The organism is Bradyrhizobium sp. UFLA05-153 (assembly GCF_054185185.1).
In genome coordinates, this window is the sequence record NZ_JBBIAM010000005.1 from 143,074 (window position 1) to 169,771 (window position 26,698).

The following is a 26,698-nucleotide window of genomic DNA, read 5'->3' on the forward strand; positions in this document are numbered from 1 at the left end:
CACTCCGACCTCTCTGCCTTTCTCCTCGTCACATATCCTTGCCGCGCTTCTTCATCTCGGCGCGGAACGCGCTCGCGACGATCTCGGAGAAATTCTGCGCCCATGAATTCGTGAAGGCCATGCCCTGTTCGATCGCGCGCGGCTCGGCGTTAATCAGCTTCTGCCCCAGCGGAGACTTGTAGAACGCCACGAGATCCTTGAGCTCCTGCTCGGTGAACTGGGCGGCGTAGGCCTGCGCCATGCCGTCGCCGATCTCCTTCTCACGGCCGGCGAGCTGCTGCGCCACCACCGGTGCCAGCTCGTTGAGGTCCTTCTGGTAGTTGAGGTTCTGCCCGATCAGCGCACCCTTGACCTTCTCCACCATGCCGGGAACGGCGTTGGCATACAGCGCGCTGGCGTTCTTCATGGTCAGGATTTCCTTGGCGGCCGCCATCGCCGCGGGCGAGGCCTTGGGCGCTGCCGCCTGCTGTGCCGCCGCCGGGACGGCGCCAAAAGCCAATCCCAGGCCAGCCAGTCCCAGGGCGAGGCCTGCCACGGGCAGCATCTTCAAAACGCTCTTCATTCCTAGTCTCCTTTCGGCTTTCGCCGTTCAATCACGCGGATTCCTTCGCCGCCCGCCAGGACGGCAGAGCCGGCCAAGCCGATGAACAGTCCATGCTCCACCACGCCGGGGATCGCGCTCAAGGCGACCGCGAGCCGTGCCGGATCCTCGATCCGTCCAAGATGGGCATCGAGGATCCAGTGGCCACCATCGGTGACGAAAACGTGGCCGTCCTTGGCCTTGCGGAGCGCCATTTGCCCGGAAACGCCGGATTGCGCAAATGCCTTCTCGATCGCCCGCCGTGTCGCGCCAAGCCCGAACGGGATGACCTCCACCGGCAGCGGAAAACGGCCGAGCGTCGCCACCCATTTACTGTCGTCAGCGATTACGATCATTCGATCGGAGGCAGCCGCGACGATCTTCTCGCGGAGCAGCGCGCCGCCGCCGCCCTTGATCAGGTTGAGCTCGGGATCGACTTCGTCAGCGCCGTCGACCGTGATGTCGAGATGGTCGATCTCGTCCAGCGTGGTCAGCGGCACGCCGCAACGGACCGCGTCGGCCCGTGTGGCTTCCGAGGTCGGCACGCCGATCACCTTGAGGCCGGCGCGCACCCGCTCGCCGAGCAGCTCGACGAAATGCTTGGCCGTCGATCCGGTGCCGAGACCGAGCTGCATGCCGTCGCGCACCTCCTCGAGGGCGCGAGCAGCCGCCTGTCGCTTCAACTGGTCCATGTCCACGTTCGGGCCTGCCCTTTGTGTGTGTGGCTTCAAGGTCTCACTTGAGATCTCATTTGAGAGACCGCCGAAATAAGTCGCATTCGGCGGCCTATCTAGCCCCGTTTTGGCCCGGAGAACAGGCCTGCGGAACGAGGTTATAAGCTGATCTTATGGCCGGTCCGCTTGCAGAAGCTCCGCCTTGCCGGTAGCGCATGATCATGACCGCTCACACCATCGTCTTCGATCTCGACGGCACGCTTGTGGATACGGCGCCCGACCTGATCAGCGCGTTGAACCACGTGCTCGACCGCGAGGGGCTGTCGCCCGTGCCGATGCAATCGGCCCGCAACATGATCGGCGCCGGCGCCCGCAAGCTGATCGAGCGGGGCCTGGAGGCCGAAGGCCGGATCGTCGGCGTCGAGGACATCAACCGGTTGACGGCGGATTTCATCGCCTATTACGCCGACCATATCGCCGATGAATCGCGCCCGTTCGAGGGGCTGGAGGCCGCGCTCGACCGCCTCGCGGAGCGTGGCCACCGGCTCGCGGTGTGCACCAACAAGCTCGAATGGCTCTCCAGGCGGCTGCTCGACGCGCTGGGCCTCTCCCGGCGCTTTGCCGCCATCTGCGGCGCCGATACCTTTGGGGTGCAGAAGCCCGACCCGACCATCCTGCGCGAGACGGTGGCCCGCGCCGGCGGACAGCTCGCCGCCAGCATCATGGTCGGGGATGCCGGAACCGACGTTGGGGTGGCCCGGCGTGCCGGGGTTCCCGTGATCGGCGTCAGCTTCGGCTATACCGATGTGCCAATCGAGGAACTCAAGCCGGACCGCCTGATCCATCACATGCGCGACCTGCCGGCGGCGGCGACGAGCCTGATGGGGCGCCTAAGCGCCGAGGCAAGCGCTTGATATCGTTACGTAAACCGAAACATTAACCGTCTATTAGCTATACGCACCCGGCCCGTTGCGCGGGCAAACCGACGCACCTAAGGTTCGCTCGGGGATTGCAGCGGTTCGTCGCAGTGAGTTGTGATGGTCATGCATCGTGTGATCGCGATTGCGTTTGCGGGTGCGAGCCTGGCCGGCTGCTCCTCGGTCTCGTGGGACCTGTTCAAGTCGACGCCCCCCGCCGTCCAGGTCCGACTCGAATCGAACCCGCCTGGCGCCGAGGCCGTCACCTCGCTCGGCCCGGGCTGCAAAACCCCCTGCGCGGTCTCGGTTCCGGCGTCGGATGTGCCGTTCACGGTCAACTACACGCTGAACCAGTTTCTGCCGGCCTCAGTGCCGGTGAACGTCATCAAGACCCCCGGCGATTTCTCCACACCCGCCTCGGTGACGACCGATCCAAATCCGGTATTCGTCGAGCTGCAACCGGCCGTGCCGCCGAAACCGGTGAACAAGCCGCACCGACCAAAGAAGCCGAAGGCGCCGAAAGCAGCAGCGCCCGCCGCGGCCGGTTCTCCGTTCCCCGACCCGAACTCGGCGCCGCCTGCCGTCGCGCCGCCGCCCGAAGCCCCCGCCCCCACGCGCTAATACGGTGCAGCGCACGATTGTCGGCAATGGCGGGGATGCTTAGATTGCATCTAATGTATTTGTCACCGCGCAAACCGCGGTGATAGTGATCGTGACAAGGCTTGTTGAATGAACGGACCCGCTGTGAGTCCCCTGTCCCCGCTGTCGAGCCCGATGACCGACCCGTTCGGCCGGACCATCACCTACTTGCGGGTCTCCGTCACCGATCGCTGCGACCTGCGCTGCTTCTACTGCATGTCGGAAGACATGACCTTCCTGCCCAAGGCGGACCTCTTGACGCTGGAGGAACTCGACCGGCTCTGCTCGGCCTTCATCGCCAAGGGCGTGAAGAAACTGCGGCTGACCGGCGGCGAGCCCCTGGTCCGCCGCAACGTGATGTCGCTGGTGCGCTCGCTGTCGCGCCACCTCGCGAGCGGCGCGCTCGGTGAATTGACGCTGACCACCAATGGAACGCAGCTGGCCAAGCACGCGCGGGAACTCGCCGATTGCGGCGTGCGCCGCATCAACGTCTCGCTCGACACGCTCGATCCGCAGAAGTTTCGCGAGATCACCCGCTGGGGCGAGATCGACAAGGTCTTCGAGGGCATCGAGGCGGCACGCGCGGCCGGGCTCGCGGTGAAGATCAATGCCGTGGCACTGAAAAACCTCAACGAGGACGAACTCCCCTCGCTCATGCAGTGGGCGCACGGCAAGGGCATGGGCCTGACGCTGATCGAGGTGATGCCGATGGGCGAGATCGGCTCGGGCCGCATCGACCAGTATCTGCCGCTGTCGCTCGTGCGCGCGCGGCTTGCCCAGCAATTTACGCTGACGGACTTAAGCGAGACGACCGGCGGCCCGGCGCGCTATGTCAGCGTCGCGGAGACCGGCGGCAAGCTCGGCTTCATCACGCCGATGACCCACAACTTCTGCGAAGCCTGCAACCGGGTGCGCATCACCTGCACCGGCACGCTGCACACGTGTCTCGGTCACGAGGATGCCTCCGATTTGCGCAAGCCACTGCGGGAGTCCACTGGGGATGCGCTGCTAGCGGCCACGATCGACCGTGCGATCGGCCTCAAGCCCAAAGGGCACGATTTCATCATCGACCGCCGGCACAACCGCCCGAGCGTCAGCCGGCACATGAGCGTCACCGGCGGCTAGAGCAATCAGACGATAATCCCGATCTCGACGCGTAGAATCACCGTATCTTCCGCAACCCTAACCCCCTGACCGCGCGTCAATTTGCCCATTTTCCGATTGACGGCGCGACAAGCCGCTGAAATGGTGCCTGCGCCTTGGCTCGCCCGGCAGCATAAACCGGCGCGACCCTCGATGGTCGCGGTCAAGACGGCAAGGCATGAGGGGGAGGACTATCGCTGCAATCGCTCCGGACGATGAGCCGTAAAGTCGCGTGCATCCGCACGCCGGCCGAGCGATGCATGCGAATTCGCCCCAATGAATTGCGCCTCAATGAATAAAGGCCGCGGCGGAGAAAAGTAAGATGCGTCCATTGTTGGCGGTGAGCAACGCCATCGACCTCCTCAATGAAAAGATCGGCAACATCTGTAACCTGCTGGTGCTGCTGGCGTGCCTCGTCAGTGCCGCCAATGCCATGATCCGCTACGCCTTCAGCTACTCGTCGAACGGCTGGCTGGAACTGCAATGGTACATGTTCGCCGTGCTCGTGATGTTCGGCGCGTCCTATACCTTCAAGCGCAACGAGCATGTCCGCGTCGAGATCTTCTACCTGATGCTGTCCGAGCGCGGCCAGCTCTGGCTCGACCTGATCGGCACGCTCTTCTTCCTGATCCCCTCCTGCCTCCTGCTCGCAAAACTCTCATGGCCGTTCTTCATGCAGGCCTATGACGTCGGCGAGATGTCCGGCAACGCCGGCGGCCTGATCCGCTGGCCGATCAAGTTCGTGATCCCCGCAGGTTTCGTCATGCTGGCGCTGCAGGGTGTGTCTGAAGTCATCAAGCGTATCGCGGCTCTCCAGGGCTATGTGACGATCGACGCCAAGTACGAGAGACCGACCCAATGACCATTACGCTGGAGATGATGCCGCCGATGATGTTCGGCGGCCTGGTGATCGCGATGCTGATCGGCTACCCGGTCGCGTTCACGCTGGCGGCACTCGGCCTCTCCTTCGGCTTTCTCGCGATCCATCTCGGCTTCTTCGACCTGAACTTCCTTCAGGCGATTCCGGGCCGCGTGTTTGGCAGCGTGCTCGCCAACGAGCTGCTGCTCGCCATTCCCTTCTTCACCTTCATGGGCGCGGTGCTGGAGCGGTGCGGGCTTGCCGAGGACATGCTGGATTCCATGGGCCAGCTGTTCGGGCCGATCCGCGGCGGCCTCGGCTACTCCGTCATCATCGTCGGCTTCATCCTCGGCGCCATCACCGGCACGGTGGCGGCGCAGGTCATCGCCATGGCGCTGATCTCGATGCCGGTGATGATCCGCTACGGCTACAATATCCGCTACATCACCGGCGTGCTGGCGGCCTCCGGCACCATCACGCAGCTCGTGCCGCCCTCGCTGGTGCTGATCGTGCTCGCCGACCAGCTCGGCAAGTCCGTCGGTGACATGTATCTCGGCGCCTGGGGCCCCTCGATCTTCCAGATCATCCTGTTCGCCGGCTACACCTTCATGCTCGGCATTTTCAAGCCGAGCCACGTTCCGGCGGTGCCGAAAGAGGCGCGCACGCTGACCGGATGGGCGCTGTGGAAGAAGTGCCTGCTCGGCATCATCCCCTCCGCGGTCCTGATCTTCGTGGTGCTCGGCACCATGATGCTGGGCCTTGCGACCCCGACCGAAGCCGGCGCGATGGGCGCGGTCGGCGCCATCGTCCTCGCCGCCATCCACCACAAGGACTTTTCCTCCACGGGACGCAAGATCCTGATCATCGGCGTCATCACCGCCGGCATCGGCACGATCGTCGCGATGCTGTTCAGCGAGAACATCGTCTTCAAGATCGCCTATGCGATCACCTACCTTGCCGTCGCCTGGATCTGCATCGAGGCGGCCCGCATCCCCGATCTGCGCGACCTGATCAAGCAGGGCTACGAGACGACCATGCGCATCACCTGCATGGTCACCTTCATCCTGATCGGCTCGACCTGCTTCTCGATCGTGTTCCTGGGCTGCAACGGCGGCGTCTGGCTCGAGCACCTGCTCACCTCCCTGCCCGGCGGCGTCTGGGGCTTCCTGATCTTCATCAACCTCTTCATCTTCTTCGTCGCGTTCTTCCTCGACTTCTTCGAGATCGCCTTCATCATCCTGCCGATGATCGCGCCGATCGCGCAGAAGATGCTGGCGCCGGTGGTCGGCCCCGACGCCGCGCTGATCTGGTTCGGCGTCATGCTCTGCGTCAACATGCAGACTTCGTTCCTGCATCCGCCGTTCGGCTTCGCACTGTTCTACCTGCGCGGCGTCGCGCCGCGCTCGGTGAAGAGCTCGGACATCTATTGGGGCGCTGTGCCCTGGATCGGATTGCAGATGATCATGGTGCTGCTCGTGATCGTCTTCCCGTCCGTGGTGACGGGCCTGCTCGACAAGCCGGTCAATGTCGATCTCGACAAGGTGAAGATCGAGGTGCCGCAGATCGACCTGCCCCCGCTCGACCTCGGCCCGCCGCAGAAGTAGGCCGCGCGCGCTTTCTTCCTTCTCCCCTTGCGGGAACCGGGAAAGAGGAAATAACATAATGATTACAAGGAGCTAGACCCGGAGTGTCCTCCGTTGTGTCCCAATCCGCTGGAGGCCCTTTAGAAGGCCGCTGAGTGGCCTTCCGCCGGGCCGGTCGTATCCGTCCTACCAGCTTCGGCGGACGCGCTCTAGCCCCGGCTTCGCGGCCTGCCTGCGGCCTTGCCCCTGATGGCTGACCCTTGCGCCGCCGGAAGTGCGCGGACGATTGCAATGGTCGAGGGCCTAGCCAAACGGCACGACCGTGACGCCCGGCGGCGGCTCGTCGTCGTCGGGCACAAATTTGTCCAACGCCAGCGGGACGGAGGCATCCACGCGATAGCGATCGAAATCACGCACTCCGCTGGCATAGAGCAGCTTGTCATCGATACAGAACTGCCCGGTGAACTTGCGCGATGGCTTCGTAAGGATGATATAGGCCGCATCACCCATGATCTCGGGCGTGCGGCTGGAGCGCATCATGGCGTCGCCCCCCAAGAGATTGGCGACTGCCGCGGTGGCGATCGCGCTACGCGGCCATAGCGCGTTGACGGCGACGCCGTCACTCTTCAGCTCGGCCGATAGTCCAAGCACGCACATGCTCATGCCGAACTTCGCCATGGTATAGGCTGTGGAGGGCCCGAACCATTTTGCCTTCATGTCCAGCGGCGGCGATAGCATAAGGATGTGCGGGTTTTCCGCCTTCTTCAGATGCGGGATGCAGTATTTCGACACCATGAAAGTGCCGCGGCTGTTGATGCCCATCATAAGGTCGAACCGCTTCATGTCGGTTGCTTGGGAGTTGGTCAGGCTAATGGCGCTGGCATTGTTGACGCAGATATCGATGCCGCCAAATTCGGCGACGGTCTTTTCAACGGCTGCGACTACCTGGGCTTCATCGCGGATATCACAGATGATTGGCAGCGCCTCACCACCGGCCGCGCGCACCTCGTCGGCGGCGGTAAAGATGGTGCCCTTGAGCTTCGGATGCGGCTCAGCGGTCTTCGCGGCGATCGCGATGTTGGCGCCGTCGCGGGCCGCGCGCAATGCGATCGCTAGCCCAATGCCGCGGCTCGCGCCGGAGATGAACAGCGTCTTTCCTTTTAGGGATGACATCGGAGGACCCCCCACTTCCGGTGACGGACAGTGGAGCCTCTCACACCTTCGATTTCCGACACATGCGGCAATCCGACGCCGGTTTGACCTCGCCTTCCTAAGTTCGTAGCCACCGTAAGCCCAAATCGGCCACACTGGCCGATTTGCCTTTGAGGCGTGCCCGTCGTGGCGATGGTGGCGCGGGCGACGCTCCGTGCGAGCCGTGCGTATGGTCGAGGTGATGCGCGCGACGGCGACGTGGCGGGACCGTCGAAGGAATGGCGGCCCTCCCAAAGGTCGTGCGGGTCCTTTGGGGCCTGCCCGAAAGGCGGGGACCGCGCGACCGCACATACTGAGCATATTTGGGTACGAAAGAAGTCGTGGTTGCAGTTACAGGGAAGGTGCGTCCTACTCAATGTCGGGTTATGTCCCGATCGACCAAATTCCGCGTCGCACCGACCATGACGCGATGGGTCAACTACAGAAGTCATTCGATCAGGTCGTCGGCGAGAACGAGTAATGAGGGTGGCACATTGAGGCCGAGCGCTTTGGCAGCTTTGAGGTTTATCACAAGCTCAAATTTCGTGGGCTGCTGGACAGGTAGGTCGGCAGGCTTTGCACCCTTTATGATGGCGTCAACATACGCGGCCGCGCGACGATACATTTCCGTGGGATCGGGCCCATAGGACATTAGCCCTCCTGCCTCGGCTTCTTCGCGCAATTGGTGCATGGACGGAAGCCGATACGTCATTGCAAGTTTCACGACCCGTGAGCGCTCCCGAGCAAAAAGTGTATCCGCGACAATGCACGCGGCTCCATAGTGGGATTGCGCAATCGCTTCAAAGGCTGCTGCGATTTCTTCAGGATGACGCGCTTGGAACACGCCAGCACGCAAATTCAACGTGAGCGCGACTGCTTCCATTTGGCTTGCCACAGCTTTATGGACAGGATTAGCTGGGTTCATCAGCAACGCAACTGTCTGTAAGCCCGGCACGGCCTCCTTCAGAAGCTCCAGACCTTTGCTGAAGATGTCGAGACCCACACCAAAAGTCAGGCCGGTCACGTTGCCGCCCGGTCTCGCGAGGCTCTCGACGAGGCCTTGTCCGACTGGATCAGTAATTGAAATCGCCACGATAGGTATCGTGCTGGTGGCTTTGCGGGCAGCTACAGTCGCTGGCGTGCTTATTGTAACGATGATGCCTACCTTTTGCTCGACAAGCTCCGCGGCGAGGGCCGGAAGTCGGTCGTTGTTGAGGTCCGCGTAGCGAAATTCGATAGCAATGTCCCGGCCCTCGATGTGGCCGAGATGTTCAAGGTGCTGGCGAAAGGTCTGCAACATCTTCGCAGTGATGCGTTCGTCTCGTGAGTAAGCAGCAAGCCAGCCAATTTTTGTCTGCTTCGCACCCTGTTGAGCCAAAGCAATGGAAGGACATACTAAAAAACTGCTGCTAACAAACAGGATGAACTGCCGACGTCGCATGGCACCCTCCATCGGACCACGCTGATGCATTCAGATACTAGCATCTTGTCGTCTTGCGGTGGGGCTATTGAGCGGCCTGTCTGACCGCGTGCCGGGTCGCTCCGGGTCATTCGCGACCGGTTGAGCCAGCGGCAAATCCGGCATGGTCCGCTATGCCCCGATGGCGACCAACTTCCGCATCACCGCGAAATGACGCGATGGGCGACACGCCAACGTACCCGGCCTTATCCGATCACGTCGTCGGCGAGCGCGAGCAGCTTGTCTGGAATGGTGAGGCCGAGCGCCTTCGCAGTCTTGAGGTTGACAACCAACTCGAACTTGGTCGCCTGCTGCACCGGCGTATCGGCCGGCTTTTCTCCCCTGAGGATGCGACCGACATATATTCCTACCAGACGATAAAGGTCGGCGGGGTTGGTCCCGTAACTTATCAAGCCGCCGGCCGCGGGGTACTCGCGCCATGCCGCGACGGAAGGGACGGCATACCGGACGGCCAGAGCTGCGATTTGCCTGCGCTGGTTGAAATAAAATCCATCGGCCCCAATCACAATCGCGCGGGCGCCTAGGGCGACCAGATCCGGAAATGAAGCATCAATTTCATCTTGAAGTGTCGCCTCAGCGACATGCAGTTGCAGCCCCAGAGATCGCGCCGCAGCTTCAACTACCCGGCGTTCCGCCTTTTCAAATGGATTTGCTGGATTTGTCAGCAGTGCGATAGTCGCCGCAGTGGGTGCCAATTGATGCAACAGATCGAGCCGCCTCGCGACCACAGGGACCTCAAGCATGGCAACCCCTGTGAGGTTGCCTCCCGGATGCGCGAGGCTCGCGACGAGGCCGAACTCGACGGGGTCACCCCCTATCATGAACACTATTGGAATGGTTTGTGTGGCTGCCTTCGCAGCGAGCGCCGCCGCTGTGGATCCCGGCACTGCGATGGCAGCAAGCCGACGACCGGCCAGTTCGGCCAATATGCCCGGCAAGCGTTCGTTACGGCCTTCCGCCCACCGCCATTCTATGACGACATTCTTATTTTCGACGTAACCAGCTTGCGTCAGGCCTTGACGAAATGCGTCCTCAAAATGCGTATTTTCCCCACGCTTGGCGAGAAGCACAACACCGATGACGGGTATGGGCTGCTGCTGCGCGGGCGCAGTCAATGGCCAAGCGACGACGGCACCGCCAACTGCAGCTATCAACTCTCGCCGTCCGATTGTGGCTGGCATCTGCCTCTCCCCGGAGAGCCGCCTACCGATGGCAATGATACCACGCCGCGAGCCTACCGTCTTCGTGCGCAGGCTAAGCTTGATGCAGTGGTTCAGGGCGGAGCAAATTTCTCCTCGGGTCATTCGCGACCGACTGAGCCCAGGGGCAAGTCGGAGTTATCGTCCGCTATGCCGCCGGAAGCGGAAGTGAGGTATCCTGCCGCGACGCAACGCGAGCGAACACGATTACTGAGGCCGTCACCAATGATCGCGCGCCCGTCGCCTTTTGCCCGCGATCCGGAAAGGTCAGCGCGTCGGCACTAGCGATCCGCCTCGATTGCAGCCGGGCCTACATCGGCAAGCTCGAAGCGGAAGGCGTGATCCAGCGGCAAGGTGACGGCTTCCCGCTTGATCAGAGCCGCGTTGCCTACCTTCGATACTTGCGGCGCGAGAGGCGACAATCGCCGCGCAGTGAGGCGGACGCAGATCACGTCAGGGCAAAGACCGAGATGCTGCAACTGCGGCTGATGGAGAAGCGGCGCGAACTGGTGCGCCGGGACGATGTCGATGCCCTGATCGATGAACTCGCTGGCATTACGCTGACGCATCTATCCCGCATGGCGGCCCGATGCTCGCGCGACATGCAGGTTCGGCGCAGTATCGACGCGGTCGTGGATCAGGTCCGGCGCGAGATGGCGGCAGCCGCTCTTGCCAAGGCGGACGAGTGGAACCATCGCTCGCTGAGCAGGACTGACGCTCCGGCATCGTTCTTGCTGCGGGTTGCCTCAGATCATATCGCGCTTAACTATTGTACCATCTCGCACACAAAGGCGGTGCGCGATGTGGCGCATGTCGAACACGGGGGCGCTGATCTTCGTCGCGGTGATCGTCGTCATGGTCGCGCTGGCGGTTTGGTGGCTGGCGCTGTAGCCGAACTCACTGGCCTTTGCGGTGCTGTCACGAAGCCAAGGGCCACGCCGGTTCTTCATGAGCTGGAGGCGCGGGTTTTAGGAGCGGTCGGTGGACGCTCAAACGCCCAGAAAACCAAGAGCGCGACATAGAGACCGATACGACTGAGCCAAAGAAAAGTCACAGCGATCAATTCGAAAACAGCGTCTGGCAAAAAAGAAAAGAGAGCGACAAAAATCCACGTGCCGGTAGCTAAAATACCAAAACTACATTCCCGCCGAACCAAGCTATCGGAAGGCACCCTATGAGTTTGGCGACAACAATCGTTTTCTGGCGCATCGACTTCCTTTGCGAAGCCCTTTGCTGGCGGACCGCCGGTGATCAGGACATCGTGGCGGCGCGCGGCATCTCATCGAACGTGCGCCCGCGATAGTGCCTGCCGGTGCTCTTTTTGCGAACGCCGCCCCACTGCTTGAAGAAGAAGGCCGTCCGCGCCTTGCGACATGCGGTTTCAATCTCCGCTACCCACCGTTCCTCCATCGGTCGCGCGCGCGGGCCGCTCTCGCCGCCGACGATCGCCCAATGGATACCTCTAAGATCGGCGCCGGCCACCGACCCGAGTAGTGGCTCGAACGAAACGAACCTGACGACGGCATCGACCTTGCGCAGCTCATCAATGCGCCCGAGATAGTCGGCACTTTCGACGCTCGTCCCGAGCCAGACGTTCGGAAGCAGAGGCAATGAGGCGGTGATGTCCGCCATCCGATCCGGCCGCTTCGTCAGAATTTGATAGGTGTGCTGCGGCGTTGCCTGCATCGCGCCCCAGACGGCGGCGACAAATTCGGCCGGCACGGCGTCGTGAAAAAGGTCCGACATCGAGTTCACAAAAATCCGGCGAGGCTTTTTCCAACCTGCCGGGATGCTGAGCGCTTCCCGATCGAGCCTGACCTTGCCGGTCCACACCGCGCGCTTGCCGCTCTTGCGGGTGAGCCCGCGATACTTCTTCATGCCCATCGCATCGAGACGGGCCGCCATGCGCATCGCGTAGCAATTCGTGCAGCCGGGAGAGATCACTGTGCAGCCCGCAACCGGGTTCCACGTTGCGTGCGTCCATTCGATCGAGGTGTCAGCCATTGAAAAGCGATCCTTGCTTCGTCAGGTTCTGCACGCTGTTCCACAGCTTCACGCCAAGCGGATTTGAGCTTGCGAAGACAAGCCAGTAGAGGCGCTGACCTTTTCCGCCGACGATCAGGGGAATGCCTGTCGCAGGTTGCGTTCCGAGCGAACGGACAAGGCCCAACCAATACTCGACTATAGCAGCGCGCAGGGGTGCCATCGCTTGTCGCACGTTGACGACATCCCTCCAGCCCGGCGCAAAGCTGTCGAAGGTCCCACCCTCACGAGTGTATTCGTCCAAATTACGTTGCAGGTCCTGAAGGCTGACATGGATTATCAGGTCCATCCGTCGCACCCTCAACAGGCGTTCGATAATCGAGAACGGCAACTGCGCCAGATTGAACGGGTCCAAGAAGGCGAGATGAAGACCGGCAGGATTGATGGCTCGAATGACCTGAATCAACCACGATGTCGGCTGGGCCCACATAGCTTGTCGTAGTAGCGGCACCGCCAAGCGCCTTGATGCGCTGCCCCAGCGCCGATGAGTTCTCCGGCTTCAGATCGGACAGGTGCATATCGGAGAACGGATGGGCGGTCGCCTTCGACGCCTTGAAAGCGACCACGGCACTGCCGTCGATGATGTTCGTCGTATGCTTGATGACCGAACGGCCTGCACCCGAATAAAGTTCGATGTAACTCGCGCGCGCCCTCCCGATCGGCGGCAAGAATTTCGCGCGCGCATTGTGCGAAGCGTCGATATATTTCCGCAGGCGGTCATGCTTCTCAGCGGCCCATCGGCCAACCTGCCCGACGATAAGCCCGTCGTCGGGATCGTGTGTGATTGTCTGTTTGGCCATACCAGCAGCCCCCCGACGAAGCACTACCACACTGCCAAAGGTTGAGGGTTAACGCGAGGGCACTTTCTCGAAGATTGAACCCGTCGCACGCTGCCCTATCCTCCCGTCATGGTCCAACGGCAGCGCCCACCCGGCTTCATTGAACCGTGCCTGCCGTCGAAGGTGGCCCGGCCGCCGTCCGGGGCTGACTGGCTTCACGAGATCAAGCACGACGGCTACCGGCTGATGGTGCGCCGGGATGGCCCGAAGGTCCGCTGCTTCACCCGCAACGGGTATAACTGGGCCGACCGCTTCCCGGCCATCGTTGATGCCGCGCTCCGCATCGAGGCCGATGCGATCCCCCCTCTCCCACAAGGGGAAGCTTATTTCCCGGAAAAACTCAACAGTCTCAATACCTAACGCCGCGAGTGTCCGTCAGGTGTCGGGAATAGCTATTTTCAAGCCTTTTCAAGTATTTTTTCTGCGCGCCGCCCATGGGGCACCCTGGACGCGGCTATAGCCCGGATGCGCCGGATTTTTGATCTTGACCCAATGCGCGCAACGGCCACCGCGATAGGCGCGGTAGCGATGCTTCGATACCAGGCTCCAAGCCCATTCGGCACGCCGCGAGGAATTGGTGTGCTGCTCGCCTTATGGCTGCAAGTGAAATGCTGGAAAAATAGCGTAAACCAGCATGGCAATAGCGAGGATGGCAATGACGTACCCGAGCAAGGTGTTAAGAGTCTCGAACGGATCGCGGGGATCTTCTGTCATTCGTAGTCGACGCAACCTTACTAGTTTGGCCGTTTTTCGAGCCGATGGCTTCGAGATCTTCCTTCGCGAACGATCTCCGCAATGGACCAGACGTCGGATTGCGGTCTCTGACGTACCTGATCCTCGGTGACGGGTTGATCCCCCGCAATGAAGACAGCGCCCTTTTTCGGCTCGGCAGTTGCCATCGCGACGGCGGCTACTCCCAACAGCAGCAAGCCACCGCTGGCCAAAATCCATCTTCGATTCATCGCTGCACTCCTCTTCTTCACTTCAGCGAACGTCGATGGACTGACCGGTTCGCCGTAACTTCCGGCTGCAGTCACGCTCAATCGATGGGACCGACAACCCGTGTCGTGCCAAGAGGACTGGATTGAGGACAGCTTCAGACATGGGGGTCCTCTGAGAACACGCGCACGTTTTTCAATTCGACGAAGATTTGGCAGCCGGGTTGCAACGATATCTGGCTGCTTTCCTCTTTGGTCAAGTCGACTGTTAGCCGAGTGCCGTCGTCTGTGCGCTCCAGTTCGAGACGCACCAACGGTCCGGCAGAGTTTACGTGTTTGATGGTGGCCGGGATAACAGATGTGCCGTGCGATTGCGCGCGCACCTTGATCTCGTGGGGACGAACGTAAGCGACCACGTCCGCATCCTTGACCTCTCCGTGTTCGGGCAAATGAAGCTCGGCGTCGCCCAGTCGCAACCGCCCCTCGCGAAGGTGACCATGGAAGCGGTTCACATTGCCGAGAAATTGATAGACGAACGGAGTGGCTGGATGATCATAAATCTCGTCGGGCTTACCAATCTGCTCGATGCGCCCATGGTTCATCACCACAACGCGGTCGGCCACCTCGAAAGCTTCCTCCTGGTCGTGCGTGACGAAGATGCTGGTGACATGGATTTCTTCGTGGAGCCTGCGCAGCCATTGCCGCAGTTCCTGCCGCACCTTCGCATCGAGAGCGCCGAAAGGTTCGTCAAGGAGCAAGACTCTGGGCTGAGCGGCCAGGGCCCGAGCCAGTGCAACGCGTTGCCGTTGGCCGCCAGAAAGTTGCCCCGGATAGCGGGCCTGCAGGCCCTCGAGCCGAATCAATTGCAACAGTTCCTCGACACGCTCACGAATCTTGGCTTTGGGCGCCCCCCGCACGCGCAAACCGTAACCAATGTTGTCGGCCACGGTCATGTGACGAAACAGGGCGTAATGCTGAAAAACGAAGCCTACCTTGCGATCGCGCGCCGAATAGTCGGTGATGTCTTCGCTCCCGTGGAGCACGGTTCCGGAATCGGCGACCTCGAGGCCGGCGATGATGCGCAACAGCGTGGTTTTCCCGGAGCCCGAGGGACCAAGCAACGCAAGCAGCTCTCCGTCAGGCACTTCGAGATTGACCTTGTCGAGGGCCACGAAATTGCCAAAGGTCTTGGAAACGTCTTGAAGCACTATACTCATGACTGTGCCTCATCGCTCTTTAGTCTAGGAAGATCAGCCGCCACGGGACCCTTTCTTTCTAGCTTGATCTTTGCAATCAAAGTCAAAATCGCCAGCAGCGTCAGTACGGATGCCACTGCGAAAGATCCAGGCAGATTATACTCCTGAAATAGCTTTTCGATACGCAAGGGCATGGTGTCGGTTTGGCCGGCGATGTGACCGGACACCACATAAACAGCACCAAATTCTCCGACGGCGCGGGCGTTGCACAGGATGATCCCGTAGACCAGGCCCCATTTGACGTTCGGTACCGTCACGGTCCAGAACATTTGCCAGCCACTGGCGCCCAGGCTGACGGCCGCCAATTCCTCGTCCGGGCCGGCGGCCTCCATCACGGGGATCAGCTCCCTCGCCACGAACGGGAAGGTGACGAATGCGGTCGCAAGCACGAGCCCTGGCGTGGCGAAAATGATCTTCAGGCTCTGGTTGCGAGGCCAAACCTGGAAGTACTGCTGACCAAAGAAGAAAACGCCAAACACAATGGCACTTCCCACCAACAACACTGAAAGCGGATAACTCCAGAGACCGCCTCGCGCCTTCGGGCTGCTGGGACAGAACAGAAAGAACAGTAGGATGAAGATGACCACGGCCAAGAACGAGGTCAGATAGGGCATCACAGCATAGCCGTCCCGGCGGAGGAACGGCCCGAAATACCCCTGAAGTCCGAAGATCAGCACAAACATCAGCCCGGCAACTACGGGCGACACCGAAAATGGCAAGTCGATCGCTGCCGTCAGCAAGGTCCGTCCAGGAAAATCGAATCGGGCGATTGCCCAGGCCGCGCAGATCCCGAAGATCAAATTGGCCAGGAGCGCGATTGGGACCACGGTCAGCGTCACCAAGATCGAATCCCGCGTGTCCGGATCGTCGACCAGATTGCTCCAATAGGTGGCGACGCCCTCGCTCAGGGCTTCGACGAAAATGTTGATCACCGGAATGACGATCAGCACGCCAACGACTATCAAGGCGATGGAAATCAGACCCCAGCGCACCCAGGCAGGATCCTCCTGGGCCTTCCGAGACTGTGCCGCCACAACGGGTCGGGATGTTGCCGACGCCGCCTCAACGCTCATGACGGACGCTCCAACGCTCCAGCAGGTTGATCAACACCAGCATGGCAAAGGAAATGACGAGCAGCACCACGGCGATCGCGGTGGCCTCGCCGTAAGCGAACTCCTCAAGCCGCGCGACGATCAGGATCGGGGCGATCTCGGTGTCGAACGGCTTGTTTCCCGAGACAAAGACCACCGAGCCGTACTCGCCAACGCCGCGGGAAAAGGCCAGGGCGAAGCCCGTGATCAAGGCCGGATACAGCGTCGGGAGAATGATGTTCCGAAAGGTTTGCCAGCGCGTCGCACCTAACGAAGCGGAGGCTTCCTCCGCCTCGGGATCGATGTCTTCGAGGATCGGCTGCACCGTTCGCACCACAAAGGGCATGCCGACAAAGACCAGTACCAAGACAATGCCGAGGCGGGTGTAGGCGCCGTGGATGCCCAAGGGGACAAGATACTGCCCCAGCCAGCCCTTCTGCACGTAGAGGGCCGCGTAAACAAGGCCGGCCACCGCGGTTGGCAAAGCCAGCGGCAGATCAACCAGCGAATCCACGACTTTCTTCCCGGGAAACGGGTAACGGACGAGAACCCAGGCGATCAGCAGCCCTAAGAACAGGTTCACTACCGCAGCGACAAAAGCGGCCCCGAACGTCAAGAGATAGGCGGCCCGTGCCCGTTCCGTCCACACCGCCCCCCAGAACTCTTCGAAAGACAGTGAGCCCGCTTTGAAGAGCAGTGCAGCGATCGGAAGAAGGACGAGAATGCTAAGATAAAAGACCGTGTATCCCAAGGTCAGGGAAAACCCTGGCAGCACTTGCCTGTTAACGCTTGCCATATTCAGCCATCATTTGAACGGCCGCCCTGCGCTTTTGGCGCGAGGGCGACCAAGCAACTACATCGGTAAGCCCAGACGCATTTACCTCTTGGGTTTATAGATCGAGTCGAACACGCCGCCTTCACCGATGAATTGCTTGTGAGCGTCGGGAAAATCCTTGGCGATGTCCGTGATCGGGAACCGCCTGATGTCTCCGAAAACCGTACCCACATACTTCTTCAAGATAGCCTCATTGGTCGGCCGGTAAAAGTGCTTGGCGAAGATCTCCTGAGCTTCATCGGTGTAGGTGTACTTCAAGTAGGCTTCCGCGGCTTCCCGAGTCTTCTTCCGATCCACGTTATCATCCACCACGGCTACATGCGGCTCAGCCAAGAGGCTGATCGGTGGATTGACGATCTCCAATTCACCCTTCGCCTCGCGCACTTCGAGATGCGCTTCGTTTTCCCAGGCCAGATGCACGTCGCCGATCCCCTTCTGAACGAAGGTCGTCGTCGCGCCGCGGGCGCCTGAGTCGAGCACCGGTACCTGTTTGTAGAGCTTCGTGACGTAGTCAATCGCGTCCTGGCGCGAGCCGCCGCGCACGGTCACAGAACCCCAGGCGGCAAAGAAGCTGACGTAGCCGTTTCCGGAAGTCTTCGGATTCGGGGTGATGATCTCAACGCCGGGCTTTACTAGATCAGGCCAATCCTTGATCCCCTTCGGGTTTCCCTTGCGAACGACGAAGACCACGGTTGACGTGTAAGGGAGCGAGCGGTTAGGCAGCCTGTCTGTCCAATCGCTCTTGATAAGCCCCTTCTTGCTGATCGCGTCGGTGTCCAGATAGGACGCCAGAGTAACAACGTCGGCATCCAATCCGTCGATGACGGCGCGCGCTTGCGTACTCGAACCACCGTGTGATTGCTTGATCGTGACCTTGACCCCTTTCTCCTTCTCGTACAGCCGGATGAAGTTGGCATTGATGTCGCGCCAGAGCTCCCGCGTCGGATCGTAGGATACGTTCAGCAGATTGACGTCGGCGGCTTGCGCAGACAGGGAAAACGCCACTGCAGCGATGATTCCAATCAAGAGTCTTCGCATGTTCAATCCCCACCGGAAATGTCCGAATCGCTGCGCGTGTGTCCACGCTCCGATTTCGATAACAGGTCGCCTGTTGCTCCTGCGTCCGTTATCAACTCCACGCTCGGGAACGAACCTCTGCCGTTGCCCGCCACTGCTTCCAGCCGCTAACCGAGATAATGTTTCCGAACCAGCGGGGCTGATTAAGTTCCCGGCGATGTAGAATAATCTTTCGGGCGAGAAAAGATCGCAAACAAAAAGAGAAACAAATTCGTCAAGCTTCCCTCCTCTAAGGAGGATCTTGCCGAACTAGCTGAGGGGCATGGGATGAAACTACGCCGCGCTGGCGAAAGCTCTGGCCGTTCGTCGCCGGTGCTGCGCTCGGCACGCCCGCGTGACGCTTCTGACCCGGTCAGATGCCCCAGCGTCAGGATCGCGGTCGGCCGCTTCCTGAGCCGCCGAATACGCGGCGCCGTCTCTCAAGCGGCCGGCATCCGAAACCCTTCACAGAAGCTGACGCTGCCGCTTCATGAGTACACACCCTATGAACGCCAAACCCGATCTCGCCTTGATCCGCGTCGTCGGCCCGGACTTCGCTGCCGGGTACGAAACGGACGGCACGGTCCGCCGCGCCGCGCCGATCCTCAAGGCGCTCGTCGGCATGAGCGACGACGAGGCGCGGGCCTACATCAAGGACAAGGGTTGGCAGGCGAGCGTCGTTCCGGATCAGCCCTCGATCGTCTACAAGTTCGAAAACTTCGGCCGACGACAACGCTAGACGGCGCGCGGTCGGCGGCCTAGACTTTCTCCAACAGAGGACCAAACAGTGACCAGCAAACCTGACGACGGCACCACGCTTGGCCGCGCGATCAAGATCGTCGAGGCGTGGAAGGAGGCCAACGATGTGCGCTTCCTGTCGCCGCGAGCTTCCCGAGATCTGGCGGAGCGGATCAAGCGCGCCGTGCTGGAAGAACGCTTTGAAACCGTGATCGGGCGCCCAGTACAGCACATTTGGTGAATCGCGGGCGGCGCTCACTCAAGAGCTGCTACTTGAACAGATTGAGCTGCCTTGTGTCCGGCGGCCTCTTCGAAGTTCGCGATGGAGGCGAGAGCGTTTTGGTCGTCTCTCGAATGAGCCGCACGAACATCGGCGCCTGCTGCTGGGCCCCCTGAAATCCCCCAGCACCGTCCAAGCAGCAAGTCAGTCACGCGCCGTATTGTCGCGACACCCAAATGTACGCTTCCGACAACGGCAGCGGCGACGGCCAACAGCATCAAGATCAGTAAAAGAAGCTTGCCTACCTAACCCATCGCCCATTGTACGAGCGTCCTCAGGGATCAAAGTCACCGCTTCTTCTTGCCTGCTCCCTTTTTCGATTTCAGAACGTCCGCTTGGCTTTGGAAGGCTCGTGCTAGAGCCTGTAGTTCTTCTGACACTTCCGCATCCGCCGCTGCCTTTGCGGCACGCGCAGCTTTTTCCGCTTGTTTACGCAGCTGTTTGATTTCCTTCGCCATGGATTAGTCCCCTGCGCACACAGTCGCTTGCCCACAGAATTTATATCATCTCACCGCCGGTGAGGAGCCGAACATATGTGCCGCTCTCGTGCAGCTCCAGCCAGCCGCGTTCGACTGCATCCTTGATCCCGGCGCCGAACTCCCCGCCGCTAGCTTTTAGCGTGTAGAGGAATGGCGCGTTGATCTTCTCGATGTGGATGCGGCCGTCCTGCACGGGCACGATGCCGTTGGCGATCTCGATCAGCTTGCGGGCGGCGGTTTCCGGTTTGGCGAAAGGACGTTCGGCGGTGAGCTTCATGCGGCTGTCAGTTGGTGGGCGATTCGGACGTGATCGTGCAAGGTGGGACTCGTGATTACCTCGCCGCAGAAGCAGCGGGCAATCCCCTCTGGAGCGAAAAGCCTGAAACGCCGCGCGGCACTTGGTTGTGAGTGATCCACGACATGGACGACGAGATTTGGGAAATCCCTACCTTTGGCCAATTCAGTAGTCGCTGATGGAACAGTGGTCCTCCTTGACACCCGGTTGCATATTCAACTGACCCTTCCAGCGGTAGATGAGTTCGCCGTAGTTGTGGCTGGTAAGCGACATAGTCAGAGAGTCCTCACCATGATCGCCAAAATAAACCGTCCAACTCTGCTCGTTGTCTGGTGGGAGTTTTTGGCCCAAGGCGATTTTGGTTGGCGTCGCCCCGTCGCCAGTCTTGCTGATTTTCCCCGTCACTCTGTAGATAGGAAACGTCTTTTCTGCCCATATTTCTTTGTAGGTTTCATTGCGACCGCGAAAAACAACGGCGACCTTTTTGTCATCAAGTTTCACGTCGACAAGCTCGCGCTTGGGCCAGCGGTCGCACCGCACTTTGATCGGATAGTCATCGCCTGCTGCGAACGCAGGCAGTGCTACCGTAGCGAATGCCACGGCGAGTAGTGCAGTCTTCATTTACGCTCTTCTCCCTAAAAAGGCGCGGTGCCGGTTTGCTTGCCCTGGGAACAAAACCCGTGGGATCACGGGCGTCGATTAGAATAGGCGCTGCTTGGCAGGCGCGCATGTCAGAGAGAAATTCGTCGACGCCTGGGCCGACTTGCCGTTCTGGAGCTTGGCGTATTCCTCGGGCAGCATGCCAGAGATGCTTATGGTGCCTGCGGTACGGTCAACCGTGCCAAAAAAAACAAGTTCGGACGACGAGCCGGACAGCACGAGTTCAGTCTCCTTGATGAGGGCGATGTCGTAGGTGACGCCGAGAACCTGCACGGTGCGCCGGTCGAGATCGATGGCGGCAGAGGTCGGCGACAGTTTGCCCTGTATCCACTCCGTCCCCAACTGGCCGAACGTGCCGGTGCAGGTCAGCAGGATCGGTTGACCAGCCGCAGGGGTAGGCGCACAGCACGCGACCACGATCATCGCTGCAATCCATTGCTTCAGCACTGTGATTGTTCCCCCCAAAGCCAGCCTGAGCGATGACGAAAGCGCAGACTCGCGCGAGGGTCAAGAACGCGGCCTAAACCGTCCCGGCAAATCTGACTCTCTTTCGCTCGCATACCAGGGCGGCCGACGCGTTGCCGCTCACTTGGCTAGGCGTGCGCCTTTGCAAACGCCGCCTCGCGCGACAGCCTGCCCGTGATCACCCGCCGTCCGGCATTGTCATCGAAATAGAAGAACTCGACCGACCCGTCAGCGCGAACGGCCTCAAAGCTCTCCTCGTGCTGCACGATGCCCGCCTTCGGCATCGGGGGCGCGGTCACGTCATCGCGCTGCATCTGATGCACCACCGACACGGTCCAGCCGCGCTGCTGGCACTCGGCCCGCACCCGATCTCTCGACCAGCTTCGCATGTAGCCGACGATCGGCGCGGTCTCGACCACCTTGTCGTCGAACAGGACGATGCCTGCCGTGAAATTGGGCGCGCGGATTTGGGCAAGGACCTCGGTGATCATCCGACCTTTATAGCTACCGGCACGGAGCCGGTCACCACGGCTGAATGATCCCGTCGCGTATCGCGATGGCTACAGCCTGCGTGCGGGTTGCCGCGCCGAGCTTCCGGCAACAGTGCGTGATGTGCGCGATCACGGTCCGCTCCGTGATGGCAAGCCGGTCGGCGATGGCCGCGCTCGTCATGCCCAAGGCAACCAACGTCAGCACTTCCCGCTCACGCGGCGAGAGCGGTTGTTCTGGCTGGCCTGGCAAGCCCTTGAGCCTAAGCAACCGGTCGAAGGCATAGTGCGCCATCAGATGCAGCGCGGGCAGCTTGTATTCAGGCAGATCGAACTCGCGCCCGCCGAACCACACCTGGCCCATCCTGCCCGCAGCCGAGGCGACCGGGACTACGACGCCATCCACCATGCCAAAGTCTCTCGTTAACTGCACTATCTCGGCGGCGCGCGGTTCTCGCTCGGGATCGATCGGCGTTTCCTTGTACCACCGGAAGGGCAGCACAGTCGTTCTCGAGTGGTGAAACACGGGGTCGTCTTGCGTGTACTGCTTTTCGATGTACGTCGGCACGTACCCGGTGGGCATCCGGTCCTCGATGGCCACATCGTCATAAGTCTGGTTCGGGCCAGGGAGAAAGCTGAGGCAGAAGTGGTCGATGCCGTGCTGCTCTAGCATCTCACCCATCGCATTCGTGACGCTTGCAGCGTCAGTCAGGGGCGCGAGGTTAGCGATGAATTCGAAGACTTCCCGGTCCATGAGCAGGCGCCCTTTCTCAGATGGCCTCGCTCTAGAAATCTTTCCAAACATCGGCCGTGCGGCGGAATAAATGGCGGCGTTTGTGACGCAAAGATGACCCGCACATTAGAACTTCGGATTGTATGGATCGCGTCCGGACAAGTCGCCCGCTCGCCTTGTAGGCTACGCATGGCCGCTCTGCTCGGCGGCCATCGTCATTTCTTACAATGTCGACTTCGACAATTTACAGCCGCGCCGGATCATCCCATTTGCACGCAACAACATATGACACGTCGCCAGAAAAAAATTGACCTCGCGAGTCGCTGGTGAAAAAAAGCCCGCCCTTCGGATGACGAAGGGCGGGCAGTGTCGGCAAGGTGGACCCGATTTTATCGGGCATGTGCAAGTCTTCCTCGCCGGTCATTATGTCCTAAAGGTTGTCGTTCGGGTTGGCCATAGTCAACTCGGACGACAGCTAGATAATCACTCAACTCGCATTTCAACTTTAGCAGTGCTGGAAACGTCTGCGGCAAAAAATATTTCGCCACAATCGTCAGACTAATCATTCGACACATCGGAACACGATGCAAAGCAGCGGCAAAGCCGCGCGGTTAAAATGTGCAAGATGGGATACGGGCACCGATGAGACGCTGCGGTGACTGCTCGTTGTGCTGCAAGCTTTCGCCTGTGCCGCCTTTACAAAAGGCTGCAGGCGAACGTTGCCGCTTTCAGAAATTCCACAAGGGATGCTCCGTCTATCATACGGCGCAGATGCCGCCCGAGTGCGGCCTCTGGAATTGCCGCTGGTTGGTGAATGACGACGCCGATGAGCTGTCGCGGCCGGATCGGTCGCACGTCGTAATTGACGTGATGCCAGATTTCATCACCCTCCAGGACAACACGACGTGCGAGCTGCAGAACATTCAGGTCGTCCAAATATGGTGCGATCCCAATTACCCTGATGCCCATCGCGATCCCGCCCTGCGCCGTTGGCTGTTCCGTCGCGCCGAGGAAGGCATCGCCGCCCTGGTCCGCTTCAATGCAAAAGAGGCCCTGACCATCTTCGCGCCGCCCTTCGACGAGAACGGCGAGTGGCACGAGAGCAGCGGTGCATCAACGGGGCGCACCCATTCATTGCTCGAAACCATCAAGGCGCTCAGTGGCCGTGCTTCGAATGATGGGAGCGGACAATGACGGGGGCGCATAACCGAGCTGATCTGATCGGCAAACGATTTGGACGGCTTACCGTCTTGGAGAACATTGGAAGCGTCCGTCGCTACGGTAAGCGATGGGAGGCAAATTGGCTCTGCAAGTGCGACTGCGGGAGGTTATCCATTCGATTTACCCGTGATCTGCGCACGGGCGATGTTCGCTGCAATTGCCTCGCGCGTGAGAACCTGAAATCCAGACGTATCGACCTTACGGGTGCCCAGTTTGGCCGCCTGACAGTCGTGTGTTTTGTTGGCGGATGCAGCCGCGCCTCATGGGCGTGCCGGTGCTCGTGCCGCCCAGACAAATGGATCATTGTTGACGGCAACAACCTGCGGCGCGGTCTCACCCGCTCGTGCGGATGCTTGCGGCAAGGTGGCAGACCATCACGGAAAGTAGAAATCGCAAGGGCGCTCGGTGGTCGGGCGTCGGCGACAATCGAGCCGGACGATAAGGGATAGGTTTAGGGAATGGCGTACAGCAATGAACTGACCGAGATCGCGCTCAACGAGCTGAAGCTGCATGGCGTGAAAGGACACACCCGAGACACCAACGGCGGGCACATCGAGATCGCCTGGCAGGTGGTCCCGGAAAAGGAGGTCCGCCGCGTCTTCGTCGCGAAGACCGCCAGCGACTGGCGTGCGCGCATGAACACCCGCGCCGAGGTCCGCAAGCTCCTGCGCGCCGACAACGTGACGCTGAAGTCCCAGAACGAGAAGCAGCCGCAGAAACCGAAGCCGCTGACGAAGGCGTTGGAGTTGCCCCAGCCTGACGCCGTTATCCCGCTGCCGGATCAGTTTAAGGCGTTGCGCGGAGAAGTCGCTGATCTGACCGAACTGGTGCTGCGACTCACCAAGATCGCGACCGGCATGCGCGAGGTACTGACCACTCACGTTCCGAAGCCGCAACCGGCTGCCCCGGAGATGAAGCCCTCGTCGCGCAGCATCAAGCTTGTCGAATATCTGTCGCTCGACAGGTGGATCGCGATCTCAGCCCTGGTGCGCGACACCGGCCTGACGCCGACGCAGATCAAATTGAAGCTGCATTACCTTAAGCAGCACGATCAGATCGAGATTTACCGTTGCGAGGTCAGTTTCCCCTGGTGCAGCAGGGCATGCTGAACGGCGCATCAGAGCGCTCGCTGGTCTGGCGCGACTCGCGTGGCTTCTGGAAGAAGGCGCGTCCCGACCAGATGCCCAATGACAGCGGCGACTTCGCCGATCTGAAGACCACCGGGCGCGGCGTGCTCTATCAGGAGACGCAGCGCTCGATCATCGACGGCGGCTACCACCAGCAGGGTGCGATGGTGCTGGAAGGTGCCCGCGCGCTCGGCATTCCCGCAACCTCGTTCACGCTGCTCTGGGTCGAGAGCAAGTCGCCGCATTGCGTGCGCGCCCAGACGCTCAAGGACGAGGACCTGGCGCGCGGCGATGCGCTCAATGATCTGGCCGCGAAGATGTTCTGGGACTGCTACCGGAGCGGCGTCTGGCCTGGTCCCGGCGACGACCGCCCCGATGCCGAGTATGTCGATCTGCCCGACTGGTATCGCAAGTCGGTCGACGACCGCATCAAGTTTGAGTTGCGGGAGGCTGCGTGATGACCGATCAGACCGTCACCACCGAAGCCCCGCACACGCCGCCGCCCCAGCAGCAGGCGCAGCCCGAGCGCGTGACCCGCCGCGATCTTGCGGAAGGCAATGCCGAAAAGGTGGTCAGCGAACGCACGGAAGCCGTCACGCTGTTCAAGGGCGGCGGCGTCGATTACGCCAACCTGCGCGACATGGTCGATGCGGCCAAGCTGCTGTCCGCTGCGGGTCCGATGATCCCGCCGTGGCTGCAGGGCAACGTCGGCGGCATGTTCGGCATCTGCATGAAGGCGCAGGAGCTGGACATCTCGCCGCTCTCGCTCGCGAGCTGGACGTACACCGTCGAGCAGTACGTCAACGGCCAGAAGGTCGAGCGCGTTGCCTACGAGTCCCAGTTCTTTCACGCGATCATCGAGCAGCGTGCCCCGCTGCTGACCCGCTTGCAGGTTGGCTATGAAGGCAAAGGCGACAAGCGTCGCTGCCGGGTCTGGGCAACCTTCAAGGGCGAGAAGGAGCCGCGCTATTTCCCGCCGCTCGACGCCGATCCCGACCAGTTCGCGCTCGGCAAGCTGCATCCTGGCCACAACGACAAGGGCAAGGTGAAGGGCTCGCCGCTCTGGGACAAGAAGCCCGATCTACAGCTCTTTTACAACATGAGCCGCGACTGGGCGCGCATGTACTGCCCCGACATCATCGCTGGCATGTATGGCCGCGACGAGATGGAGGACGCGGGCTTCACCGTCGCTTCCGACATCGCAAAGGACGTTTCGCCGCGCCTCGCGCAGCGCCTGAGCGGCACCGCGCCGCCTGTTGGCCAGGCGGCAATCGCCGCCATCGACGCGCACGCCGCCGCGCACGCGCCGAAGCCCAAACCGAAATCAGAAGCCGAAGCAGCGCCCGCGACCGACGCTGCGGGTGATCGTCCTTCGAGCGATGGGTAAGGGAGTGACGGGTGATGTATCGGGTCTTCGTGGATGAAAGTGCGCTCATGCGGGTCGGCTGCTCGCATGTGCAAGGCAGCTCGCTCGCTGTGTCGGTCGTGGCGAGCGATGCCGCTCGCTATCGCAAGATGCTCGACGAGTTCGAGGCTATCAGCGCGGCGCGCCCGTATCTGAACCATTGCACCATCGCGTGCACGGTCGGCGCGCAGGTGTTCGGCGTCACCGTTCAGGACCTGCGGACAAGACCTAATCGGGACATCCTCGCCACGCGCCAGAAGATCATGGCCTTCACCAAGGTCGTGACCGGCGCGAGCTATCACCAGATCGCGCGCACCTTCAACATCGACCACAGCGCGGTCATCCGAGCCTGCGAGCGTTACGAAGACTTCATCCGCCACGTCCTCACCGGAAAGGCCGGATGATGCGGAAGCTGGTGCGCGATGTGGTTGCTACCGTCCGCGAGGCGGGCGGCTCGAACGTCCGCGTTTCGGAGGGCGGCAGG

The 26,698-nt window shown here is 61.0% G+C and carries 34 protein-coding genes; 14 read left to right on the forward strand and 20 right to left on the reverse strand.

Going from position 1 to position 26,698, the window contains the following annotated elements:
• Positions 1-28: 28 nt before the first annotated feature.
• Both Q2941_RS05490 and rpiA read right to left on the reverse strand, forming a co-directional pair.
• On the reverse strand, positions 29-562 hold the full coding sequence (locus Q2941_RS05490) for a DUF2059 domain-containing protein (RefSeq protein WP_027523614.1): 534 nt from the start codon (positions 560-562) through the stop codon (positions 29-31).
• Between the two features lie 2 nt (positions 563-564).
• A complete protein-coding gene (rpiA, locus tag Q2941_RS05495) occupies positions 565-1,278 on the reverse strand; it encodes a ribose-5-phosphate isomerase RpiA (RefSeq protein ID WP_027523613.1) in 714 nt (237 codons plus the stop codon).
• A 191-nt stretch (positions 1,279-1,469) separates the two neighbouring features.
• Between rpiA and gph the strand changes: the two genes are divergently transcribed.
• The 5 genes from gph (at position 1,470) to Q2941_RS05520 (ending at position 6,416) form a co-directional block, all read left to right on the forward strand.
• Positions 1,470-2,168 (forward strand): phosphoglycolate phosphatase, encoded by a 699-nt coding sequence (gene gph, locus Q2941_RS05500; RefSeq protein ID WP_458191859.1) that lies wholly within the window; start codon positions 1,470-1,472, stop codon positions 2,166-2,168.
• 129 nt (positions 2,169-2,297) lie between these two features.
• Positions 2,298-2,792 carry a hypothetical protein gene (locus Q2941_RS05505; RefSeq protein WP_458191905.1) on the forward strand — a complete coding sequence of 165 codons (495 nt, stop codon included), beginning with the start codon at positions 2,298-2,300 and terminating at the stop codon, positions 2,790-2,792.
• Positions 2,793-2,900: 108 nt separating this feature from the next.
• A complete protein-coding gene (gene moaA / locus Q2941_RS05510) occupies positions 2,901-3,935 on the forward strand; it encodes a GTP 3',8-cyclase MoaA (RefSeq protein ID WP_458191860.1) in 1,035 nt (344 codons plus the stop codon).
• 340 nt (positions 3,936-4,275) lie between these two features.
• Entirely contained in the window at positions 4,276-4,815 is a 540-nt protein-coding gene (locus tag Q2941_RS05515; protein WP_027523609.1) for a TRAP transporter small permease subunit, read from the forward strand.
• On the forward strand, positions 4,812-6,416 hold the full coding sequence (locus Q2941_RS05520; protein ID WP_027523608.1) for a TRAP transporter large permease: 1,605 nt from the start codon (positions 4,812-4,814) through the stop codon (positions 6,414-6,416). The genes Q2941_RS05515 and Q2941_RS05520 overlap by 4 nt, the downstream gene beginning before the upstream one ends.
• A gap of 282 nt (positions 6,417-6,698) precedes the next feature.
• Here Q2941_RS05520 and Q2941_RS05525 read toward each other — a convergent pair whose 3' ends face one another.
• The 8 genes from Q2941_RS05525 to tcmP (Q2941_RS05560) all read right to left on the reverse strand — a co-directional run bounded on the left by Q2941_RS05525 (position 6,699) and on the right by tcmP (Q2941_RS05560) (position 13,108).
• Positions 6,699-7,568, reverse strand: a complete 870-nt coding sequence (locus tag Q2941_RS05525) for an SDR family oxidoreductase (protein WP_458191861.1) — start codon at positions 7,566-7,568, stop codon at positions 6,699-6,701.
• A 466-nt stretch (positions 7,569-8,034) separates the two neighbouring features.
• Positions 8,035-9,027, reverse strand: a complete 993-nt coding sequence (locus tag Q2941_RS05530; RefSeq protein ID WP_458191862.1) for an ABC transporter substrate-binding protein — start codon at positions 9,025-9,027, stop codon at positions 8,035-8,037.
• Positions 9,028-9,251: 224 nt separating this feature from the next.
• Entirely contained in the window at positions 9,252-10,247 is a 996-nt protein-coding gene (locus tag Q2941_RS05535) for an ABC transporter substrate-binding protein (RefSeq protein ID WP_458191863.1), read from the reverse strand.
• 299 nt (positions 10,248-10,546) lie between these two features.
• Complete coding sequence (locus Q2941_RS05540) at positions 10,547-10,834, reverse strand: hypothetical protein (RefSeq protein WP_027526620.1); 288 nt, start codon at positions 10,832-10,834, stop codon at positions 10,547-10,549.
• Positions 10,835-10,960, reverse strand: coding sequence for a hypothetical protein (locus Q2941_RS05545; RefSeq protein WP_256375321.1), 126 nt, complete (start codon positions 10,958-10,960; stop codon positions 10,835-10,837). It abuts the gene before it with no gap.
• A 556-nt stretch (positions 10,961-11,516) separates the two neighbouring features.
• The gene (locus Q2941_RS05550; RefSeq protein ID WP_458191864.1) at positions 11,517-12,269 is read right to left on the reverse strand and encodes a DUF5131 family protein; all 753 of its coding nucleotides are present in this window, start codon (positions 12,267-12,269) and stop codon (positions 11,517-11,519) included.
• Positions 12,262-12,663 carry a three-Cys-motif partner protein TcmP gene (gene tcmP / locus Q2941_RS05555; RefSeq protein ID WP_458191865.1) on the reverse strand — a complete coding sequence of 134 codons (402 nt, stop codon included), beginning with the start codon at positions 12,661-12,663 and terminating at the stop codon, positions 12,262-12,264. Before tcmP (Q2941_RS05555) ends, Q2941_RS05550 begins: the two co-directional genes overlap by 8 nt.
• Positions 12,554-13,108, reverse strand: coding sequence for a three-Cys-motif partner protein TcmP (gene tcmP, locus Q2941_RS05560; RefSeq protein WP_458191866.1), 555 nt, complete (start codon positions 13,106-13,108; stop codon positions 12,554-12,556). The genes tcmP (Q2941_RS05555) and tcmP (Q2941_RS05560) overlap by 110 nt, the downstream gene beginning before the upstream one ends.
• 108 nt (positions 13,109-13,216) lie before the next feature.
• Between tcmP (Q2941_RS05560) and Q2941_RS05565 the strand changes: the two genes are divergently transcribed.
• Both Q2941_RS05565 and Q2941_RS05570 read left to right on the forward strand, forming a co-directional pair.
• The gene (locus Q2941_RS05565) at positions 13,217-13,507 is read left to right on the forward strand and encodes an ATP-dependent DNA ligase (protein WP_458191867.1); all 291 of its coding nucleotides are present in this window, start codon (positions 13,217-13,219) and stop codon (positions 13,505-13,507) included.
• Between the two features lie 501 nt (positions 13,508-14,008).
• Complete coding sequence (locus tag Q2941_RS05570) at positions 14,009-14,167, forward strand: hypothetical protein (protein ID WP_458191868.1); 159 nt, start codon at positions 14,009-14,011, stop codon at positions 14,165-14,167.
• 76 nt (positions 14,168-14,243) lie between these two features.
• Here Q2941_RS05570 and Q2941_RS05575 read toward each other — a convergent pair whose 3' ends face one another.
• The 4 genes from Q2941_RS05575 to Q2941_RS05590 form a co-directional block, all read right to left on the reverse strand.
• The gene (locus Q2941_RS05575; protein ID WP_458191869.1) at positions 14,244-15,302 is read right to left on the reverse strand and encodes a sulfate/molybdate ABC transporter ATP-binding protein; all 1,059 of its coding nucleotides are present in this window, start codon (positions 15,300-15,302) and stop codon (positions 14,244-14,246) included.
• On the reverse strand, positions 15,299-16,414 hold the full coding sequence (locus Q2941_RS05580; RefSeq protein WP_458191870.1) for a sulfate ABC transporter permease: 1,116 nt from the start codon (positions 16,412-16,414) through the stop codon (positions 15,299-15,301). The genes Q2941_RS05575 and Q2941_RS05580 overlap by 4 nt, the downstream gene beginning before the upstream one ends.
• Complete coding sequence (gene cysT, locus Q2941_RS05585; protein WP_458191871.1) at positions 16,404-17,228, reverse strand: sulfate ABC transporter permease subunit CysT; 825 nt, start codon at positions 17,226-17,228, stop codon at positions 16,404-16,406. Before cysT ends, Q2941_RS05580 begins: the two co-directional genes overlap by 11 nt.
• Before the next feature lie 81 nt (positions 17,229-17,309).
• A complete protein-coding gene (locus Q2941_RS05590) occupies positions 17,310-18,305 on the reverse strand; it encodes a sulfate ABC transporter substrate-binding protein (RefSeq protein WP_458191872.1) in 996 nt (331 codons plus the stop codon).
• Positions 18,306-18,828: 523 nt separating this feature from the next.
• Here Q2941_RS05590 and Q2941_RS05595 point away from each other — a divergent pair.
• A complete protein-coding gene (locus tag Q2941_RS05595; protein WP_458191873.1) occupies positions 18,829-19,062 on the forward strand; it encodes a PASTA domain-containing protein in 234 nt (77 codons plus the stop codon).
• 48 nt (positions 19,063-19,110) lie between these two features.
• Positions 19,111-19,302, forward strand: coding sequence for a hypothetical protein (locus Q2941_RS05600; protein WP_458191874.1), 192 nt, complete (start codon positions 19,111-19,113; stop codon positions 19,300-19,302).
• 326 nt (positions 19,303-19,628) lie between these two features.
• Here Q2941_RS05600 and Q2941_RS05605 read toward each other — a convergent pair whose 3' ends face one another.
• The 6 genes from Q2941_RS05605 to Q2941_RS05630 all read right to left on the reverse strand — a co-directional run bounded on the left by Q2941_RS05605 (position 19,629) and on the right by Q2941_RS05630 (position 22,482).
• On the reverse strand, positions 19,629-19,799 hold the full coding sequence (locus tag Q2941_RS05605; RefSeq protein WP_458191875.1) for a hypothetical protein: 171 nt from the start codon (positions 19,797-19,799) through the stop codon (positions 19,629-19,631).
• A gap of 40 nt (positions 19,800-19,839) precedes the next feature.
• Positions 19,840-20,097: a hypothetical protein gene (locus Q2941_RS05610; protein WP_458191876.1), complete on the reverse strand. Its 258-nt coding sequence runs from the start codon at positions 20,095-20,097 to the stop codon at positions 19,840-19,842.
• A gap of 183 nt (positions 20,098-20,280) precedes the next feature.
• Complete coding sequence (locus Q2941_RS05615) at positions 20,281-20,736, reverse strand: hypothetical protein (protein WP_458191877.1); 456 nt, start codon at positions 20,734-20,736, stop codon at positions 20,281-20,283.
• Positions 20,737-20,814: 78 nt separating this feature from the next.
• On the reverse strand, positions 20,815-21,222 hold the full coding sequence (locus tag Q2941_RS05620) for a hypothetical protein (protein ID WP_458191878.1): 408 nt from the start codon (positions 21,220-21,222) through the stop codon (positions 20,815-20,817).
• Positions 21,223-21,368: 146 nt separating this feature from the next.
• Positions 21,369-21,731 carry a hypothetical protein gene (locus Q2941_RS05625; protein ID WP_458191879.1) on the reverse strand — a complete coding sequence of 121 codons (363 nt, stop codon included), beginning with the start codon at positions 21,729-21,731 and terminating at the stop codon, positions 21,369-21,371.
• A gap of 31 nt (positions 21,732-21,762) precedes the next feature.
• Positions 21,763-22,482, reverse strand: coding sequence for a helix-turn-helix transcriptional regulator (locus Q2941_RS05630; protein ID WP_458191880.1), 720 nt, complete (start codon positions 22,480-22,482; stop codon positions 21,763-21,765).
• 786 nt (positions 22,483-23,268) lie between these two features.
• Between Q2941_RS05630 and Q2941_RS05635 the strand changes: the two genes are divergently transcribed.
• The 5 genes from Q2941_RS05635 to Q2941_RS05655 all read left to right on the forward strand — a co-directional run bounded on the left by Q2941_RS05635 (position 23,269) and on the right by Q2941_RS05655 (position 26,618).
• Positions 23,269-23,655 (forward strand): hypothetical protein, encoded by a 387-nt coding sequence (locus Q2941_RS05635; RefSeq protein WP_458191881.1) that lies wholly within the window; start codon positions 23,269-23,271, stop codon positions 23,653-23,655.
• A gap of 485 nt (positions 23,656-24,140) precedes the next feature.
• Positions 24,141-24,791 carry a hypothetical protein gene (locus Q2941_RS05640; RefSeq protein ID WP_458191882.1) on the forward strand — a complete coding sequence of 217 codons (651 nt, stop codon included), beginning with the start codon at positions 24,141-24,143 and terminating at the stop codon, positions 24,789-24,791.
• On the forward strand, positions 24,785-25,267 hold the full coding sequence (locus Q2941_RS05645) for a PD-(D/E)XK nuclease family protein (RefSeq protein ID WP_458191883.1): 483 nt from the start codon (positions 24,785-24,787) through the stop codon (positions 25,265-25,267). Before Q2941_RS05640 ends, Q2941_RS05645 begins: the two co-directional genes overlap by 7 nt.
• On the forward strand, positions 25,267-26,196 hold the full coding sequence (locus Q2941_RS05650) for a recombinase RecT (protein ID WP_458191884.1): 930 nt from the start codon (positions 25,267-25,269) through the stop codon (positions 26,194-26,196). Before Q2941_RS05645 ends, Q2941_RS05650 begins: the two co-directional genes overlap by 1 nt.
• A gap of 14 nt (positions 26,197-26,210) precedes the next feature.
• A complete protein-coding gene (locus Q2941_RS05655) occupies positions 26,211-26,618 on the forward strand; it encodes a helix-turn-helix domain-containing protein (RefSeq protein ID WP_458191885.1) in 408 nt (135 codons plus the stop codon).
• Positions 26,619-26,698 lie beyond the last annotated feature (80 nt).